This window comes from Streptomyces sp. NPDC111802, assembly GCF_055634335.1.
This window is the reverse complement of sequence record NZ_JBVKCZ010000004.1, coordinates 309,795-324,823: the sequence shown is the minus strand read 5'-3', so window position 1 is coordinate 324,823 and position 15,029 is coordinate 309,795. Positions and strand designations below refer to the sequence as shown.

General features: G+C 69.9%; 11 protein-coding genes and 2 pseudogenes. 7 read left to right on the top strand and 6 right to left on the bottom strand.

The features are described from left to right. Window positions 1–423: 423 nt before the first annotated feature. Window positions 424–894: pseudogene (locus ACZ7NC_RS06240) on the bottom strand (Scr1 family TA system antitoxin-like transcriptional regulator); the annotation flags it as partial. A gap of 115 nt (window positions 895–1,009) precedes the next feature. On the opposite strand from ACZ7NC_RS06240, the gene ACZ7NC_RS06235 reads away from it, so the two are divergent. From ACZ7NC_RS06235 to ACZ7NC_RS06215, 5 genes are all read left to right on the top strand, one after another. Then, a complete protein-coding gene (locus ACZ7NC_RS06235; RefSeq protein WP_471485365.1) occupies window positions 1,010–1,444 on the top strand; it encodes an ATP-binding protein in 435 nt (144 codons plus the stop codon). A gap of 232 nt (window positions 1,445–1,676) precedes the next feature. Continuing rightward, entirely contained in the window at window positions 1,677–2,465 is a 789-nt protein-coding gene (locus ACZ7NC_RS06230) for a helix-turn-helix domain-containing protein (protein WP_471485363.1), read from the top strand. Window positions 2,466–2,744: 279 nt separating this feature from the next. After that, entirely contained in the window at window positions 2,745–3,860 is a 1,116-nt protein-coding gene (locus ACZ7NC_RS06225; protein ID WP_471485362.1) for an ADP-ribosylglycohydrolase family protein, read from the top strand. 64 nt (window positions 3,861–3,924) lie between these two features. Continuing rightward, window positions 3,925–4,599, top strand: a complete 675-nt coding sequence (locus tag ACZ7NC_RS06220; protein WP_471485360.1) for an RNA polymerase sigma factor — start codon at window positions 3,925–3,927, stop codon at window positions 4,597–4,599. Next, the gene (locus tag ACZ7NC_RS06215) at window positions 4,596–5,498 is read left to right on the top strand and encodes a CU044_5270 family protein (protein ID WP_471485358.1); all 903 of its coding nucleotides are present in this window, start codon (window positions 4,596–4,598) and stop codon (window positions 5,496–5,498) included. The genes ACZ7NC_RS06220 and ACZ7NC_RS06215 overlap by 4 nt, the downstream gene beginning before the upstream one ends. Window positions 5,499–5,583: 85 nt before the next feature. On the opposite strand, the gene ACZ7NC_RS06210 is transcribed toward ACZ7NC_RS06215, so the two are convergent. Together ACZ7NC_RS06210 and ACZ7NC_RS06205 are read right to left on the bottom strand one after the other, a co-directional pair. Then, window positions 5,584–7,158, bottom strand: coding sequence for a sodium:solute symporter family protein (locus ACZ7NC_RS06210; protein WP_471485356.1), 1,575 nt, complete (start codon window positions 7,156–7,158; stop codon window positions 5,584–5,586). Window positions 7,159–7,284: 126 nt separating this feature from the next. Continuing rightward, the gene (locus ACZ7NC_RS06205; protein WP_471485354.1) at window positions 7,285–8,070 is read right to left on the bottom strand and encodes an SDR family oxidoreductase; all 786 of its coding nucleotides are present in this window, start codon (window positions 8,068–8,070) and stop codon (window positions 7,285–7,287) included. 75 nt (window positions 8,071–8,145) lie between these two features. On the opposite strand from ACZ7NC_RS06205, the pseudogene ACZ7NC_RS06200 reads away from it, so the two are divergent. Then, window positions 8,146–8,992, top strand: a pseudogene (locus ACZ7NC_RS06200) (hypothetical protein). A 125-nt stretch (window positions 8,993–9,117) separates the two neighbouring features. Here ACZ7NC_RS06200 and ACZ7NC_RS06195 read toward each other — a convergent pair. The 3 genes from ACZ7NC_RS06195 to ACZ7NC_RS06185 all read right to left on the bottom strand — a co-directional run bounded on the left by ACZ7NC_RS06195 (window position 9,118) and on the right by ACZ7NC_RS06185 (window position 11,492). After that, a complete protein-coding gene (locus ACZ7NC_RS06195) occupies window positions 9,118–9,309 on the bottom strand; it encodes a DUF397 domain-containing protein (RefSeq protein ID WP_471485353.1) in 192 nt (63 codons plus the stop codon). A 233-nt stretch (window positions 9,310–9,542) separates the two neighbouring features. Continuing rightward, on the bottom strand, window positions 9,543–10,400 hold the full coding sequence (locus ACZ7NC_RS06190; protein WP_471485351.1) for a helix-turn-helix domain-containing protein: 858 nt from the start codon (window positions 10,398–10,400) through the stop codon (window positions 9,543–9,545). A gap of 336 nt (window positions 10,401–10,736) precedes the next feature. Further along, on the bottom strand, window positions 10,737–11,492 hold the full coding sequence (locus ACZ7NC_RS06185; protein WP_471485350.1) for a GOLPH3/VPS74 family protein: 756 nt from the start codon (window positions 11,490–11,492) through the stop codon (window positions 10,737–10,739). Between the two features lie 252 nt (window positions 11,493–11,744). On the opposite strand from ACZ7NC_RS06185, the gene ACZ7NC_RS06180 reads away from it, so the two are divergent. Next, the gene (locus tag ACZ7NC_RS06180) at window positions 11,745–14,885 is read left to right on the top strand and encodes a D-alanyl-D-alanine carboxypeptidase (protein ID WP_471485348.1); all 3,141 of its coding nucleotides are present in this window, start codon (window positions 11,745–11,747) and stop codon (window positions 14,883–14,885) included. The last annotated feature ends 144 nt before the right edge of the window (window positions 14,886–15,029 follow it).

The following is a 15,029-nucleotide window of genomic DNA, read 5'->3' as shown; positions in this document are numbered from 1 at the left end:
AACCAAACGGACGTCCAGACCGACGCCTCGGGAGGCGCAAATAGGTATTGATCGAGTGTAACTACTCGAACCGATCAGGCCACACAAGCGACTTATGCACACAAGACGTTCCTAAACGCCCTCTGAGAGGGCGTTTTGTCTATAGATAGACGCTAATGCTGCACTTATCCCATGCCGAGTTCGCCCTGCGCATCCCCAACATCCCGATTCACGTAGTGACATGCGACGATCACGAGGGGTGTTTCATGCCGTTTTTCTGCCACAGATAGCGTTTGGTTTAAACATGGAATGAAACATCCATTTGATGAGCTGGCAGGCCTCGCCAGCCAAGCATCAAAGCCGACATTCGAGATGATTAAGACGTGTAACATTGCCGAATCAAGTGCACATGTATACACAAAAGGGATATTTTAAATGTAGACAAAACGCCCTCTGAGGGCGCGGCGTGCGCTCGAACACAGCCTTCCTGGCCATACGCGCCGCGACGAGACGGTCGACCTCCTCCTCTGTGTAAGCCGGCCGCCGCATTTCGTAGAGTGCCTGCGCATACTCCGGGGTCTGCAACAGCCCGTGGATATGGAGGGCGGCGAAGGCGCCCAGCTCGACCGCCTCGTCCTCCAACTTCGCCAGATCCCGAACCTTCTTCGGGTACCGCGCCCTCTCTACGTCCTCCTTCATCGAGGCGAGCTTCCCGTCCGCCCCCAGCACCTCATCGGCCTTGTCCAGGAAGTCCGGCTTCGGAATCCGGCGCCCCCGCTCCACGGACGAGACCATCTCCTCGCCGTACCCGATGGCGGCGCCCAGTTCCCCCTGCTTCTTCCCGGCGGCCTCCCGCCACATCTTGATCTGCCGTCCGACCGTCCTGAGAACGGCCTCGGCCTCCTCGTCCTCCACCCTCACACCCCTCCCGACGTACGAGCCGTACGACCCCGTCACCCACCCGGACAGTAACTCTCCGTACTGAGGTCATCACTGTTCAGCGTACGAACAGCTGGCCACGCTGGGTGACATGAGCCAGAAATCCCTCCCCCAAATCACCTTGCCCACGCACCACTTCACGGTTCAGCTGTCCGCAACTCGAAGAGGTGCTCGACTGGCCCGGCTGCTCACCGAACGCCAACTGGACGACTGGGGACTCCCCTTCGAGGGCGCGGCGCACATCGCGGCCGAGCTGGCGTCGAACGCCGTACGTCACGGCCGTGTCCCGGGACGGGACTTCCGGCTGAGGCTGCTGCTGCACTCCGACGGCACCCTCCGCGTCGAGGTCACCGACGCCCGGGGTGACCGGATCCCGCAGGTCCAGGACACGGTGAGCGGGGAGGCGGAATCGGGACGGGGCCTGCTGATCGTGGCGGCGTACGCGGACCGGTGGGGCGTCGAAGAGGCTCAGGCCAACTGCAAGACGGTGTGGGCCGAACTGACACCGGATCGCGGGGAGTCGTGACCCGGCCGCTCCCGACGCCAAAGACCAAAGAACCGGGAAAAGAACCAACCCACCCCCACCGCCCCTGTCGATCACCCGCAGGGGTGAACATCGCCAACTCGGCTGGCGCGCAAGGGTTTCGATGGTGCAGCGTCAGCCGCAGACGTACCGCAAACCGCACACATGAATCGGCCCCCGCCGGGACTGGCATCCCAATGCGAGGGCCTAACACCAGGAAGAAAGCCCCTTCCCGATGACTGACCAGAACCCTAGCGCGCCCGCGCGCGCCAAGTCCGGCTCTTCCGCCGGAGGCGTCGAGCACGTCACCGAGCCCCACCACGAACAGTTCGTCGTGGTCGGAAACCACCTCGCCCAGCACCCGGAGCTGTCCCTGACGGCGATCGGGCTGGCGGTCCACATCCAGTCGCTGCCCGCCCGGACACCGGTCGGGATCAAGACCCTCGCCGCGAAGTTCCCCGAGGGGGAGATCCGGATCGCCGCGGCCCTGCGGGAGCTTGAGGCGCACGGATACCTGGCTCGCACCAAGGAGCGTCTTCAATCGGGCCACGTCGTGACCCGGACGATCTCGTACAACAAGCCGGGCCTCGCGGTCGTCCGAGCGGCCGCGAAGCCTGCCCCGCGTCCGGCTCTGCCGCCCGGCCCGCAGACGGCGGCCGAGCCCCGCGCCGCCATCGACCTCCTCGCCGGTCTGCGTGCCTACGACTCCCGCCTGCTGCTGGCCGAACGGGACGTCCACCGCCTGGCACCGGCCGTCTCCGCCTGGCTGGAGAGGGGGGTTCCGCCCACCGCCGTACAGCGAACCCTGACGAACGGCCTGCCCAAGGACCCCATCCACAACCCGGCGGCATTCCTCGCCCACCGCCTCGAAGCACTGCTCCCGCCGCCCCTCCCGACTCCGGCGTGCCCTCCTGCCCCCCTTCGCCCGGATCCACTCCAGACCTGCGATGGCTGCGAGCGGGCCTTCCGCGCAGCGGTGCCGGGCCGATGCCGCGACTGCCGTCCGGGCCGTGTGGCGGCGTAGCGACATGCCCGTACCGCTGATCCCCATGCCCGAGCTGACTCCGGACGCGCTGCGAGCTGCCGTCGCGCGTATCGCGCCGAGCAGGATCCCGGCCCTCACACAACACCTCTTCGGGATGCCGCTGAGGCAGAGGCGGGGCTGTGACGGACCAGGCCGATGACTGACCAATCGGGATCACTTCGGCCACATCCCGCATACCAATCCGCCCCCTGAACCGACCGTCCCCGTTCGATTACAGTGACGAACGGTCGTACGGAACGCTGTCACGGGGAGGTCTTGGTGGGTGCGACAGTCGGCGCCGTCTGGGGCCGTACCGAGCAGCAGGACTTCCGTAGCAGGGTGCGTGGGACGCTGCTCGGTGTGGCCGTCGGGGATGCCCTCGGGGCGCCCGTGGACGGGCTCGGGCTGGAGGAGATCCAGGAGCAGTACGGTGCCGAGGGCATCGTCGACCTGGGGTTCGGGTACGGGCGGCGCGGGGCCGTGAGTCATCTCACGCAGCTCACGCTCTTCTCCATGGACGGGTTGATAAGAGCCCAGGTCAGACGGGACACCGGGGCCTGGCATCCGCCCACCGACGTGCACCGGGCGTATCTGCGCTGGGCCGCCACCCAGCGGGACTGGGGGCCCGACGAGCGCCGCAAGGACGACGGTTGGCTGGCCCGCGAGGAGTGGCTGTACGCCCGCAGGGATCCGGCCCGCGCGCTCCTGATCGGCCTCGGCGACGAGACCATGGGCACGCTGGAGGCGCCGAAGAACTCCACGGAGCTCGGGCCCGAGGCCACCGCCCGTTCCGCGCCCTTCGGGCTGCTCGTCGGCTGGGAGCCGCAGCTCGTCGTCCAGCTCGCAGTGGAGTGCGCGACGCAGACCCACGGCCACCCCATCGCCTACCTGTCGGCGGGCGCGTACGCCGTGATCGTGCATGGTCTGGCCTGCGGGGAGAGCCTCGACGGCGCCGTACAGCGGGCGCTCGCGCTGCTCGCCCTGCGGCCCGGGCACGAGCCCGTGTCGGACGCGTTGCAGCACGCGCTGGGCGCCGTACGGCAGGGCATGCCCACACCGGCGCGGGTGGAGGAGCTCGCGGCCGACGGCTCGGCGGACGGGCTGCTCGCGGCTGCCGTGTACTGCGCCCTGGTCGGCGAGGACGTCCGTCACGGCCTCTGCCTCGCCGTGAACCACGACGGCCCGTCCGCCGCCGCGGCCGCACTCACCGGCGGCCTGCTCGGCGCCCTGCACGGCGAGACGGCCCTGCCCCCGGCCTGGCTGGCCGAACTGGAGGGCCGCCCCACCATGCTCGAACTCGCCGACGACTTCGCCATGGAGATGACCCAGGGCCCCGCGCTGCACGGCCCGGCCGGGTCCTCCCCGGGCTGGCTGGCGCGGTATCCGCGAGCCTGAGCCGTACGCCACGAATGTGCGCGGCGTCACAGAGACGCCCGCCGCCGGCCGGACAGGGGAGGGTGTGGAACTTTCCCTGCGCGCCCGGATACGGGCCGGCGACCCGGAGGCCTTCGCCGAACTCTTCGCCGCCCACGCCCAGGCCCTGTACGGCCACGCCGCCCGCCTGACCGCGGATCGCGGCGCTGCCGAGGACGTGGTGTCCCTGGCGTTCCTGGAGGCGTGGCGGCTACGGGAGCGGCTGAGACCCGACGACCGCGACGCCCACGACGGTGACGGTCTGCGCCCCTGGCTCTACGGCATCGCCACCAACGTCCTGCGCAACACCCGCCGCACCGCCCGCCGCCACAGCGCCGCCCTGGCCCGGCTCCCCGACCGTCGCCGGGATCTGGAGACGGTGCCCGACTTCGCCGACGAGCTGGTCGGCCGGATGGCGGACGCCGAACGGCTCGCCGCCGCCCGCGCCGCACTGCAACGGCTGCGCAGGCCCGAGCGGGAGGTGTTCGCCCTGTGCGTGTGGTCCGGCCTGAGCTACGCGGCCGCCGCCGAGGCCCTCGGCGTCACACCCGCCTCCGTACGATCCCGCCTCGCCCGCACCCGCCAGAAACTGCGCCGACTGGCCGAGGAGGAACTCGTGAAAGAGAAAAAGGGCAACGAACCGGGACGATCCTCACGCACCGGACAGGTAACGGGCAGCCGCACCGACGCGGCCCGGTCGACACAGGAGAACCACCGATGAATCCCGCAGAGCGCGACGAACGCGAGGAACTGGCCAGGCTGCTGCCGAGCCCGGGTGATCCGGTCCTGTCCAGCGACTGCCGGACCGTCCTGAAGGACCACCTGATGCGCGAGCTCACCTCGGACCCCGCAACCGCCCCCGGCACCACCACCCGCCCCCGTCGGCGCTTCGCCGCCATAGCCGTCCCCCTCGTCGCCGCCGCCGCTGTCGCCGTCACGGCCACCGTCGTCCTCGGCCGCGAGGATCGCGCGCCCGACCAGCAGGCCGTCGATCTGCTGAACCGCATCGCGGTCGTGGCCGCCGCCCAGCCCACCCCGCCCGTCCGCGACGACCAGTACGTCTACGTGGCCACCCAGCAGGAGCAGGACGTGGAGGAGTACGGCGTCAGCAACGTCCGGCGGGACGAGTGGCAGCCGGCCGACGGCGGGCGGTCCGGGCTCGCCCGGATCAAGATCCTCTCCGGCAGGGACAATCCGTACCTCCACGACGGTGACATGAAGCTGGGGCGCGACCCGAACGTCACCTACTACCAGGAGCTCGAAACCCTGCCCACCGACCCGGAGGAGCTGTACCGGAAGATCTGGGACGACACCGAGGGGGAGGGCTCGCACGAGGAGGCCGCGCTGGAGGAGATCGGCGCGATGCTGCCGCCGTCGACCCTGCTCCCCGAGCTGAACGCCGCCCTCTACCGCGCCGCAGCGAAGATCCCCGGCGTCTCGGTGGTCCGAAGCGCCGAGGACGTCACCGGGCGCGAGGGAGTCGGCCTCAGGTTCAAGGACCGCGACGACCAGGACACCTGGGTCTTCGACAGGAAGTCCCTGAAGTTCCTCGGCACCGACGAGCAGGCGCTGCTGGGTGTCGGGATCGCCGACAGGATCGGTGAGGTGCCGAAGAACTGACGGAGGCGAAGGAGATACGGGGGCGAAGGAGAAGCTGACGTCCGGGGCCGCCACCGGCTGACGATCGCGGGTGGCGGCCCCGGGCTCAGTCCTTCACACGCGTCCCCACCGCGTCCTCCACCGGATCCCCCTGAGCCGGCACCGCGGCCGCCGCGGCCCCGTCGTCGTCCGTGTTGATGCGCTCCACGATCGCGAGCCGCTCCGGGGTGTCCTCCGGCTTGATGAAACCGATGAGGATGTACAGGACCAGTGAGACCGCCAGCGGGATGGAGACCTGGTACTGCAGCGGCACACCGCCCTCGACGTTCCAGCTGATGGGGTAGTTGACCAGCCAGAAGGCGAGCAGCCCCATCGACCAGCTGACCAGGGCGGCGGTCGGGCCGGAGCGGCGGAACTGGCGGAGCAGGCCCAGCATCATCGGGATGGCGATCGGGCCCATGAGACCGGCGACCCACTTGATCACGACGGTGATGATGTCCTTGAAGGTGGGGGAGTTGACCTGGGTCGCCACCGCCATCGACAGGCCGAGGAAGACGACCGTGGTCACCCGGGCCGCGATCAGACCGGACCGCTCGCCCCAGGCCCGGGCCTGCTTCGACAGCACCGGCGCCACGTCCCGGGTGAACACGGCCGCGATCGCGTTGGCGTCGGAGGAGCACATGGCCATCGTGTGCGAGAAGAAGCCGACGATGACGAGGCCCAACAGGCCGTGCGGCAGCAGCTGTTCGGTCATCAGGGCGTAGGAGTCGGAGCCGTCGCCCTTCTGCGAAGTGACCAGCAGCGGCGACATCCACATCGGGAAGAACAGCACCACCGGCCAGACCAGCCACAGCACCGCCGACAGCCGCGCCGAGCGCTCCGCCTCCCGCGGGGTGGCCGTCGCCATGTACCGCTGGGCCTGGTTGAGCATGCCGCCGTTGTACTCGAAGAGCTTGATGAAGAGGAACGCGAGCAGGAAGACGGTTCCGTACGGCCCGACCAGCGGCTCACCGTGGCCCTTCAGCTCCGGCTCGTCCCAGGCGCCGAGGAAGCCGATGCCCTTGTCGTTCAGCTCCATGATCACGGCTACGAACATCGCGACGCCGGCCAGCAACTGGATGACGAACTGGCCGAGTTCGGTGAGGGCGTCCGCCCACAGTCCGCCGATGGTGCAGTAGACGGCGGTGATGCAGCCGGTGATGAGGATGCCCTGGTTCAGCGACACACCCGTGAACACCGACAGCAGCGTCGCGATCGCGGCCCACTTGGCGCCCACGTCCACGATCTTCAGCAGCATGCCGGACCAGGCCAGCGCCTGTTGGGTCTTCAGGTCGTAACGGTTCTTCAGATACTCCAGCGGGGACGCCACATGGAGCCGTGAGCGCAGCCGGTTGATGCGCGGCGCGAACAGTTTCGACCCGATGGCGATGCCGAGCGCGATGGGGAAGGACCAGGTGATGAATGAGGTGACGCCGTAGGTGTAGGCGATGCTCGCGTACCCGGTGAACATCACCGCGCTGTATCCCGACATGTGATGCGAGATCCCGGACAGCCACCACGGCATCTTGCCGCCCGCGGTGAAGAAGTCGCTGACGTTGTCCACCCGCTTGTGCGACCAGACTCCGATCGCCACCATCACGCCGAAGTAGCCGATGAGCACGGCCCAGTCGAGACCGTTCATGTGCGCCCTCCCAGGGTTCAGCCCGGCGCTCATCGTGGGCGCTGTCGCGTGAGCACGACAAGTGAGCGGAAGGTCAAAGGGAGGTAAAAGTGTTCGTCATGAGGGTCTGCGTTCACCTACATGAACTCATCGCATCAGCTCCCCCGCGTTGACCAGCAACGACTGTCCCGTGATCGACCTTGCCCTGTCCGATGCCAGGAACACCGCCGCGTCCGCCACGTCCCCGTCCGTGGCCAGCTCGGGCAGCGCCATCCGCTCCGTCAGCCGCTTCAGTACGTCCGTCTCCGGCACGCCCTCGCTCTGCGCGGCGAACTGGACGTAGGCCTGCACCGGCGGCCCCCACATCCAGCCCGGCAGCACGGTGTTGACCCGGATCCGGAACGGGCCGAGTTCCCGGGCCAGCGAGTACATCGCGCTCGTCAGCGCCCCTTTCGACGCCGCGTACGCCGCCTGCCGTACCTGTGACGGGGCGGCGACCGAGGACTGCGTCCCGATGAAGACGACCGAGCCCCCGCACGCCTTGAGTGCCGGCAGACACGCTCGCGTCATCCGCAATGACCCGAGCAGGTTCACCTCGATCACCGACTGCCAGGTGGTGAAGTCGGCGTCCTCCAGACCGCCGAAATGGCTGTCCAGGGCGGCCACATGGACCACCGCGTCGATCCGCCCGAACCGCTCCCGCGCGAGCGCCGCCAGTGCCTCGCACCGCCCCTCGTCGGTGATGTCCGTCGCCCGGTACGCCGTGTGCGCCCCGTCCGGATCGATCTCGGCCGCGGTCTTGGCGAGGTTGGCCTCCGTGCGCGCCCCGAGTACCGCGTTCCCGCCGTCGCGCACGACCGCGGCGGCGACCTGGTGACCGAGCCCGGCGCCGACTCCCGATACGACGACGGTCTTGCCCGCGAGCAGTGACATCCCGCTGCCTCCCGACTCTGGCGCAATATCTGACGGAGCGTCAGAGTATGGGCGAGCCGAGGAAAGGGGAACCGCATGAGCGAGGACACCCGCAGCGAGATGTACGCCGAACTGGCGGCCGTCGGCCCGTACGGGGTCCGCCCGGGACATGCCCTGATCACCATGGTCGAACCGCATCCGGGCCATGAGTACGCCTACAACCGCTGGTACGAGGACGACCACTACTACGCCGGCGCGATGGCGATGCCCTGGATGTACGCGGGGCGGCGCTGGGTGGCGACCCGTGACCTCCAACTCCTGCGCTACCCGGAGAAGTCGGCGATAGCCCAGCCGGTCACCGCCGGCTGCTACATCTCCACGTACTGGATCACCGCCGGCCGCTACGCCGATCACATGCGCTGGACGGTGGGCATCAACAGGCGCCTCAACCGCGACGCCCGCGTCTACCAGGACCGCACGCACGTCTTCACGGCGTTCCAGGACCACGAGGCGACGGTGTACCGCGACGGCGCGGCGGGCCCCCGCGACTTCCACGCCCTGGACCACCCCTACGCGGGCCTGGTCGTCGAAGTCGTCGACGCCGACTCACCGGAGCGGCGCGACGAGCTGCTGGAGTGGCTGCGCGGGCGGCACCTCCCGAGGCGCCTGGCGGGCTCACCGGCCGCGATGGTGACGCTCTTCCGGCCCACGCCCCTGCCGCTGGACCGCATGTCCTATGTGAAGCAGGTCGAGGGCGTCGACACCCGGCTGACACTGCTGTGGTTCCTGGAGGCGGATCCGAGGGAGTGCTGGGGGGGGGGGGGGGCACTTCACCGACCTGGACACGGCCGTCGGCGAGTCGGGGCTGGGGCGGGTGGAGCTGGTGGCGCCGTTCGTCCCGACGGTGCCGGGGACGGACCGGTACGTCGCCGAGTTGCGCTGAACGCGCGCACAGCCGAGCCCCCTCGGCAAGGACGGCGGGCTGGTCGAGAGGGCTCTACCTGTGGTGCTTGTGCAGTTGTTGATCGTGAGGTCGGTTGAAGGTGGTGGATCAGACGGACCCGCCCCTTACGCTTTGACCGACGCCACGAACGTGTTCCACGCCTGAGCGGGGAACGCCAGGATCGGGCCCTCGGGAACCTTGGAGTCCCGCACCGCCATGGCCGCCGTAATCGGTGACTTGACCTCGACGCACGCGCCGTTTCCTGTGGAGTACGAGGACTTGGTCCACGTGTCCGTGGAACCCTGACGAATTGCCATGTTTGCTCCGAATTGCCAGATGTTGAGTTGCTGTCATCGCCCTGCGCGTCCGGACCGGATCCCGCAGGACGATTCACGCCAACCTGTGTTGCGGGGTGGCGTGATCGACGCTACTCGCCAACATCGGCTGACGAAGCGACTATTCACTCGGGTGGGTGCATATTCCAGAGGACTCTTCCATCCCGGCCGGGAGACGGTGTACCGTGCGGCGTTTCTCCGGTCGGGACGGGCGCTCAGCGCGCGTACTCCTTCGCGATGTCCGCGATGAACTGGCGTGACTGCTCCACGTTCAGGGCCTGCGCCCGCAGGTGCTCGTACATCACGCTGTACTTCTGGACGTCGTTCGCCTTCTCCAGGTACAGATCGCTGGTGACGCCCTCGATGTAGACGACGCTGGAGTCGGCCGCGTCCGGGAACTCCAGGATCGCGTACTGCCCGTTGAGACCCGGGTGCGCACCCATCTCGAAGGGGATCACCTGCACGGTGACGTGCGGCAGCTGGGACTGCTCGACGAGCTGTTCCAGCTGGTCGCGCATGAGGGAGCGGTTGCCGACGACCCGGCGCAGGGCGGCCTCGTCCATGACGGTCCACAGGCGCAGCGGGTTCTCCTCGGTGGAGATTCGTTCCTGTCGGCGCATGCGCACCTGGACCCGCTTCTCGATCTCGGCCGAGGCGGTCTCGGGCAGCGCCCCGGCGATCAGGGCCTCCGCGTACTGCTTGGTCTGCAACAGCCCCGGGACGACCTGCGGGTCGTACACCCGCAGACTCGCCGCGTCCGTCTCCAGCCCGATGTAGACGCTGTACGGAATGTCGCCGAAGGAGTGCCACCATCCCTGCTGCCGCGAGTCCTTGGCCATCTGCATCAGCGAATCCACGATCCGGTGGTCCTCCACCTCGTAGACCCCGCACAGATCGCGGACGTCACGCTGGCTGATGCTGCGCCGGCCGTTCTCCAGCCGGCTGATCTTCGACTGCGACACCAGCAGCCGCTCGGCCACTTCCTCGGCCGTCATGCCCTTGAGCTCACGGAGCCGGCGCAACTCCTGGCCCAGCCGGCGTCGCCTGACGGTGGGATTGACATTGGACGCCACGGGACGTGCACCTCCGGCTGCCTGCCTGTGATTGCCACTTTGCGTATCTGCTGCTGAGCAGACTGCCACCAAGGTGCTTACTACCGCTGGGAAACGGTGGATATGCGCTGGATACACGCCAGTTCGGCGGCCCGCCCGGCACATGCGGCCGCGCGGGGCGGCGGAACCGTCGTCCCCGTCCGGTCGTCCGGACGTACGGTCCCGTCGCCCCGCGCGGACCAGCGGCTCCCGTACCGGGTCTTGGGGACACTGCGGTGCGGCGCTGCACGTGGCGTGCGGTGGAGCGGGTGAAACATATGGAGCGTGTGGTTCGGGCGGTGCGTCGTGGGCCGCGGCTCAGTGGGCCACGACGCGCGCCATGGATCCGCGGCGTGGCTGCAACGGAACGCCATGGGCGGGTTCCGCTACGGCCCTGCCTCCCGGGGCGGCCTGACGGCCGGCCGGGGCCGGGCTGCGGCGTGGCTGGGCGGCCGCGCCGTTCTGGACGTCCATCACGGCGTGCGCGACGAGACCGCCCATGGGGTCGTGCCTGATCAGGTCCCGCAGCCGGGACCTTGAGGACCTGCCCTCATTGCCCGGATACAGGTGCTTGCCGAGGCCGACCGCGTGTGCCAGGGCGGCGAGCGCCGCGGTCCGTGGGTCCGGCGGTACGCCGGTACGGATCGCGGAGTCCAGCCGGGCCTTGATCTCCCGGCTGATGGCGTTGTCCGTCGCCTGATAGCGAGTCGTCGGCAGCACCCCGCACATCTGACCGGCCACGGCGTGCACCATGCCGCACCGCTCCAGATGCGAGAGATAGGTCTGGCGCAGCCCCAGCCGGGGCCCGCCGATCCAGTGGACGGCACGCACGGGAGCGCCACGCCTTCGCAGCAACTCCAACGCGCAGTCCAATGTTGGATCTCCAGTCGGCCGTGGTACCACCACGGCGATACGATCCCCGTCTGGGGCTATCCGTCCGGCCAGCGCCAGCTCCACTAGCTGCGCTCCGGCCAGACCGAGGTCGAGCGACTGCGGCTGTGCAGTGGTACCCGTGGTCGGGTCCAATGCCAGCAACAGAAGCTCCTCCGGAATTGTTCTGCGGCTCCTGCCCATCCATGCCTCCCCGCGTGGATGAATGACAGGGTGACCCCTCTCACATTCATCTGTCGAGAGTGCGTGACCGGTTCGTAAGGGAACCGGTAGGTATGTCGTTCTCGTCTACCGCTTCGGTTGAGGCCCGCGCACAGGACACTGGTACATGTTCGGACAGCGGCACGGGGGGTCGTACGGGCACGGGGTCCGGGCGACGGCTCACGGTTCGGCAGGCGCACGGAGGCCGTGCGGCGGCACATGGAGGAGGCATCGGTGGCGGGCGAGTCCCCCGACAGGTCGAAGCAGCGCGAGTCGTCGGCAGAACCGACGTCGGGGAGCGCGAATCCGGTTCCCGAATCCGAGAACGAGAGGCGCGACCCACGCCTGGCGGTGGCCCGCGAAAGCTCCCCGTCCCGCTCCGCCGTCGACACGGCGACCAGGGTCCTGTCCCGACGCGAACTGGAGGCGGTGAGGGCGGAGCTGGAGCGCACCGGAGGCGCGGAGGCGGAGGCGGAGTCCGAGGACGCCGAGTCGCGGGACGAGCCCGCTGAGGGTGCCGGGGCGGTCACTGCGGGCGCGAAGGCGTCGGCCGGGGATGCCAAGCCGCGGGACGAGCTCGCTGAGGGCGCGGGGGCGGTCGCTGCGGGCGGGAAGGCGTCGGCCGGGGATGCCGAGTCGCAGGACGGCCCTGCTGAGGGCGCCGGGGCGGCCGCCGCGGGCGCGAAGGCGTCGGCCGGGGACGCAGCGGGCGACGATCGGCTGAAGGCGGCTGTGGCGGCCTGGGTGGCCTCCGCGGACACCGGGACGCAGGACGCCCCGAAGGCCGACGGTGACGTCGAGGACGGCGCTACGCCGGCTTCCGGCGCCGACGAGGCCGAGACCGACGCCTCCGCCAAGCCGGCGAGAACCGGCACGGACGAGCCCGATGAGGCAGCCGCTGACGCCGCGTCGGAGGACACCGGCAAGGGCACCACGGCCGACGCGACCGAAACGGCCGCCGAGGCATCCCGCACCAACGCCGCCGAGGCCGCCGAGCCTGCCGCCCCCGGCACGGACGACGAGACCCCGGCCGCTGACACCGACGAGGGCGAGAACGCGTCCGCGGCCGAAGACCCGGAGGCCAAGCCCACCGCTTCCGGCGACACCGCCGCGCCCGCAGCCGCGGACGCCAGGCCCAACGGCCCCGGCGAGGCCACTGCGCCCGCAGACCCCAGGCGCACCGCCTCCGGCGAGGTTGCTGCTCCCGCAGACGCCTCGGCGGACGCGGACGCCAAGCCCGCAGGCTCGGGCGAGGCCGCCGCGCCCGCGGACCCCAGGCGCACCGGCTCCGGCGAGGTTGCTGCTTCCGCTGGCGCCCCGGCGGACGCCCACACAAGGCCCACCGCTTCCGGCGAAGTTGCTGCTCCCGCTGATGCCTCGGCGGACGCCCAGCCCGCTGGCTCCGGCGAGGCCACTGCTCCCGCGGACGCCAAGCCGGCAGGCTCGGGCGAGACCGCCGCGCCCGCAGACGCCAGGCCCACCGCCTCCGGCGAGACCGCCGCGCCCGCAGACGCCTCGGCGGACGCGGACGACAAGCCCACCGCCTCCGGTGACGCCACTGCACCCGCAGACGCCAAGCCCACCGCCCCCGGCGAGACCGCCGCGCCCGCAGAGGGCGCCTCGGCGGCCGCGGAAGACGAGCCCACCGCCCCCGGCGAAGCCGCCGTTCCCGCTGACGCCCCGGTGGTTGGCGATGCCGAGGCCGTCGGGTCCCGTGAAGGCAGCGCGCCCGCGGCCGCCGATGGTGAGGGCGCCCCACAGGAGCCACCCGCGGGTGGTGCGGGTGGGAGCAAGGAGGCCGAAGGCGGAGCCGCGGCCGTCGATCAGCCGACCGCCGTCTTCAAGGCCGTACGCCCCACGAAGCCGCACGTCGACCAGCCGACCACCATGCTGAAGGCCCCCAAGCCCGATGCGCCCGAGACCCCCGCCGAGCGCACCAGCAAGTTCGTCGCCCTCAAGCCGGACATCCACCAGAACACCCCGAGCGCCCCCAACACCCCCAACACCGCGGAATCCCCGAAGGGCCCCACTCCGGACGTCACCGCCGCCGTCCCCCAGATCGGCCCCGAGCGCACCACCCAGCAACCCCTGCCGCCCAGGCCGCCGCTGGACCTGCTCGCCGAGCTGACCAACACGCCCCCGCCCCCGGACACCCCGGTCCGCACGATCATCCGCCGGGTCAAGATCTGGACGCCCCTCGTCGTCCTGCTCGCGATCGTCTTCGCGGTCGTGCAGTCCGTGCGCCCGCTCCCGGCCCCCACCCTCGACCTCACCGCGAAGGACAGCTACACCTTCGAGGGCGGCAAGATCGACATCCCGTGGCCCGCCGACGGCCAGGCCGCGCTGGACGTCGACGGCATCGGCAGCTTCGGCTCCTCGGGCGACCAGAAGCCCGTCCCGATCGCCAGCGTCGCCAAGGTCATGACCGCGTACCTCGTCCTGCGCGACCGCCCGATCAAGAGCGGCGACGAGGGCCCGAACATCAAGATCGACCAGCTCGCCGAGGACCAGTCGAACGCGGGCCAGGAGTCGACCGTCAACGTCACCGCCGGCGACGAGATCTCCCAGCGCGAGGCCCTGGAGAGCATCCTGATCGCATCCGCGAACAACGTGGCCCGTCTGCTGGCCCGTTGGGACGCCGGCTCGGAGAAGTCGTTCGTGGCGAAGATGAACGCCGCCGCCGACGACCTCGGCATGACGAACACGACGTACACCGACCCCTCCGGGCTCAACAACACCACCGTGAGCACGGCCGTGGACCAGGTGAAGCTGGCCAAGGCGGCGATGAAGTTCCCCGCCTTCCGTGAGGTCGCCGCGATGATGTCGTACGACGACTACAAGGGCAACAACCACCCCAACTGGAACCAACTGGTCGGCCGCAACGACGTCGTCGGCATCAAGACCGGCACCACCACCTCCGCCCTCGGCAACCTCGTGTTCGCTGCGAAGAAGGAGATCGGCGGCGAGACCCGCACCGTCATCGGCGCCGTCGTCCGCCAGCCCGCCGGCGGCCCGGAGAACACCATCCTGAGCGCCGCGCTGGACGGCGGCGACCAGCTCATCCGCGCCGCGCAGGACGCGCTGGAGTCGGCGACGATCCTGAAGAAGGGCGATGTCGTCGGGTACGTGGACGACGGTCTCGGTGGTCGCACCGCGGTCGTCGCCGCGAAGGACGTCACGGCCGTCGGCTGGTCCGGTCTGAAGGTGAAGCTGACCTTCGCCCCGGACGAGGTGCCGCACACCGCGAAGGCCGGCACCCAGGTGGGCACGCTCACCGTGGGTGACGGCAGCAGCGGCGCCGTCAAGGTCCCGGTCGCCCTCCAGACGGATCTGACCGAGCCGGGCTTCACGGACAAGCTGACCCGTATCGCCTGACTCGGAGGCAGCTGAAGGGACTCCCGCGCAGCCCGCCGACGGCGCTCGTCGGCGGGCTGCGTGCTAGCGTCACGAAACGGGCAGGTCGTCGCTCACAGGGCGCGACCGGAGAACCTTCAAGGTCTGGGCCGAGAACACGCGGGT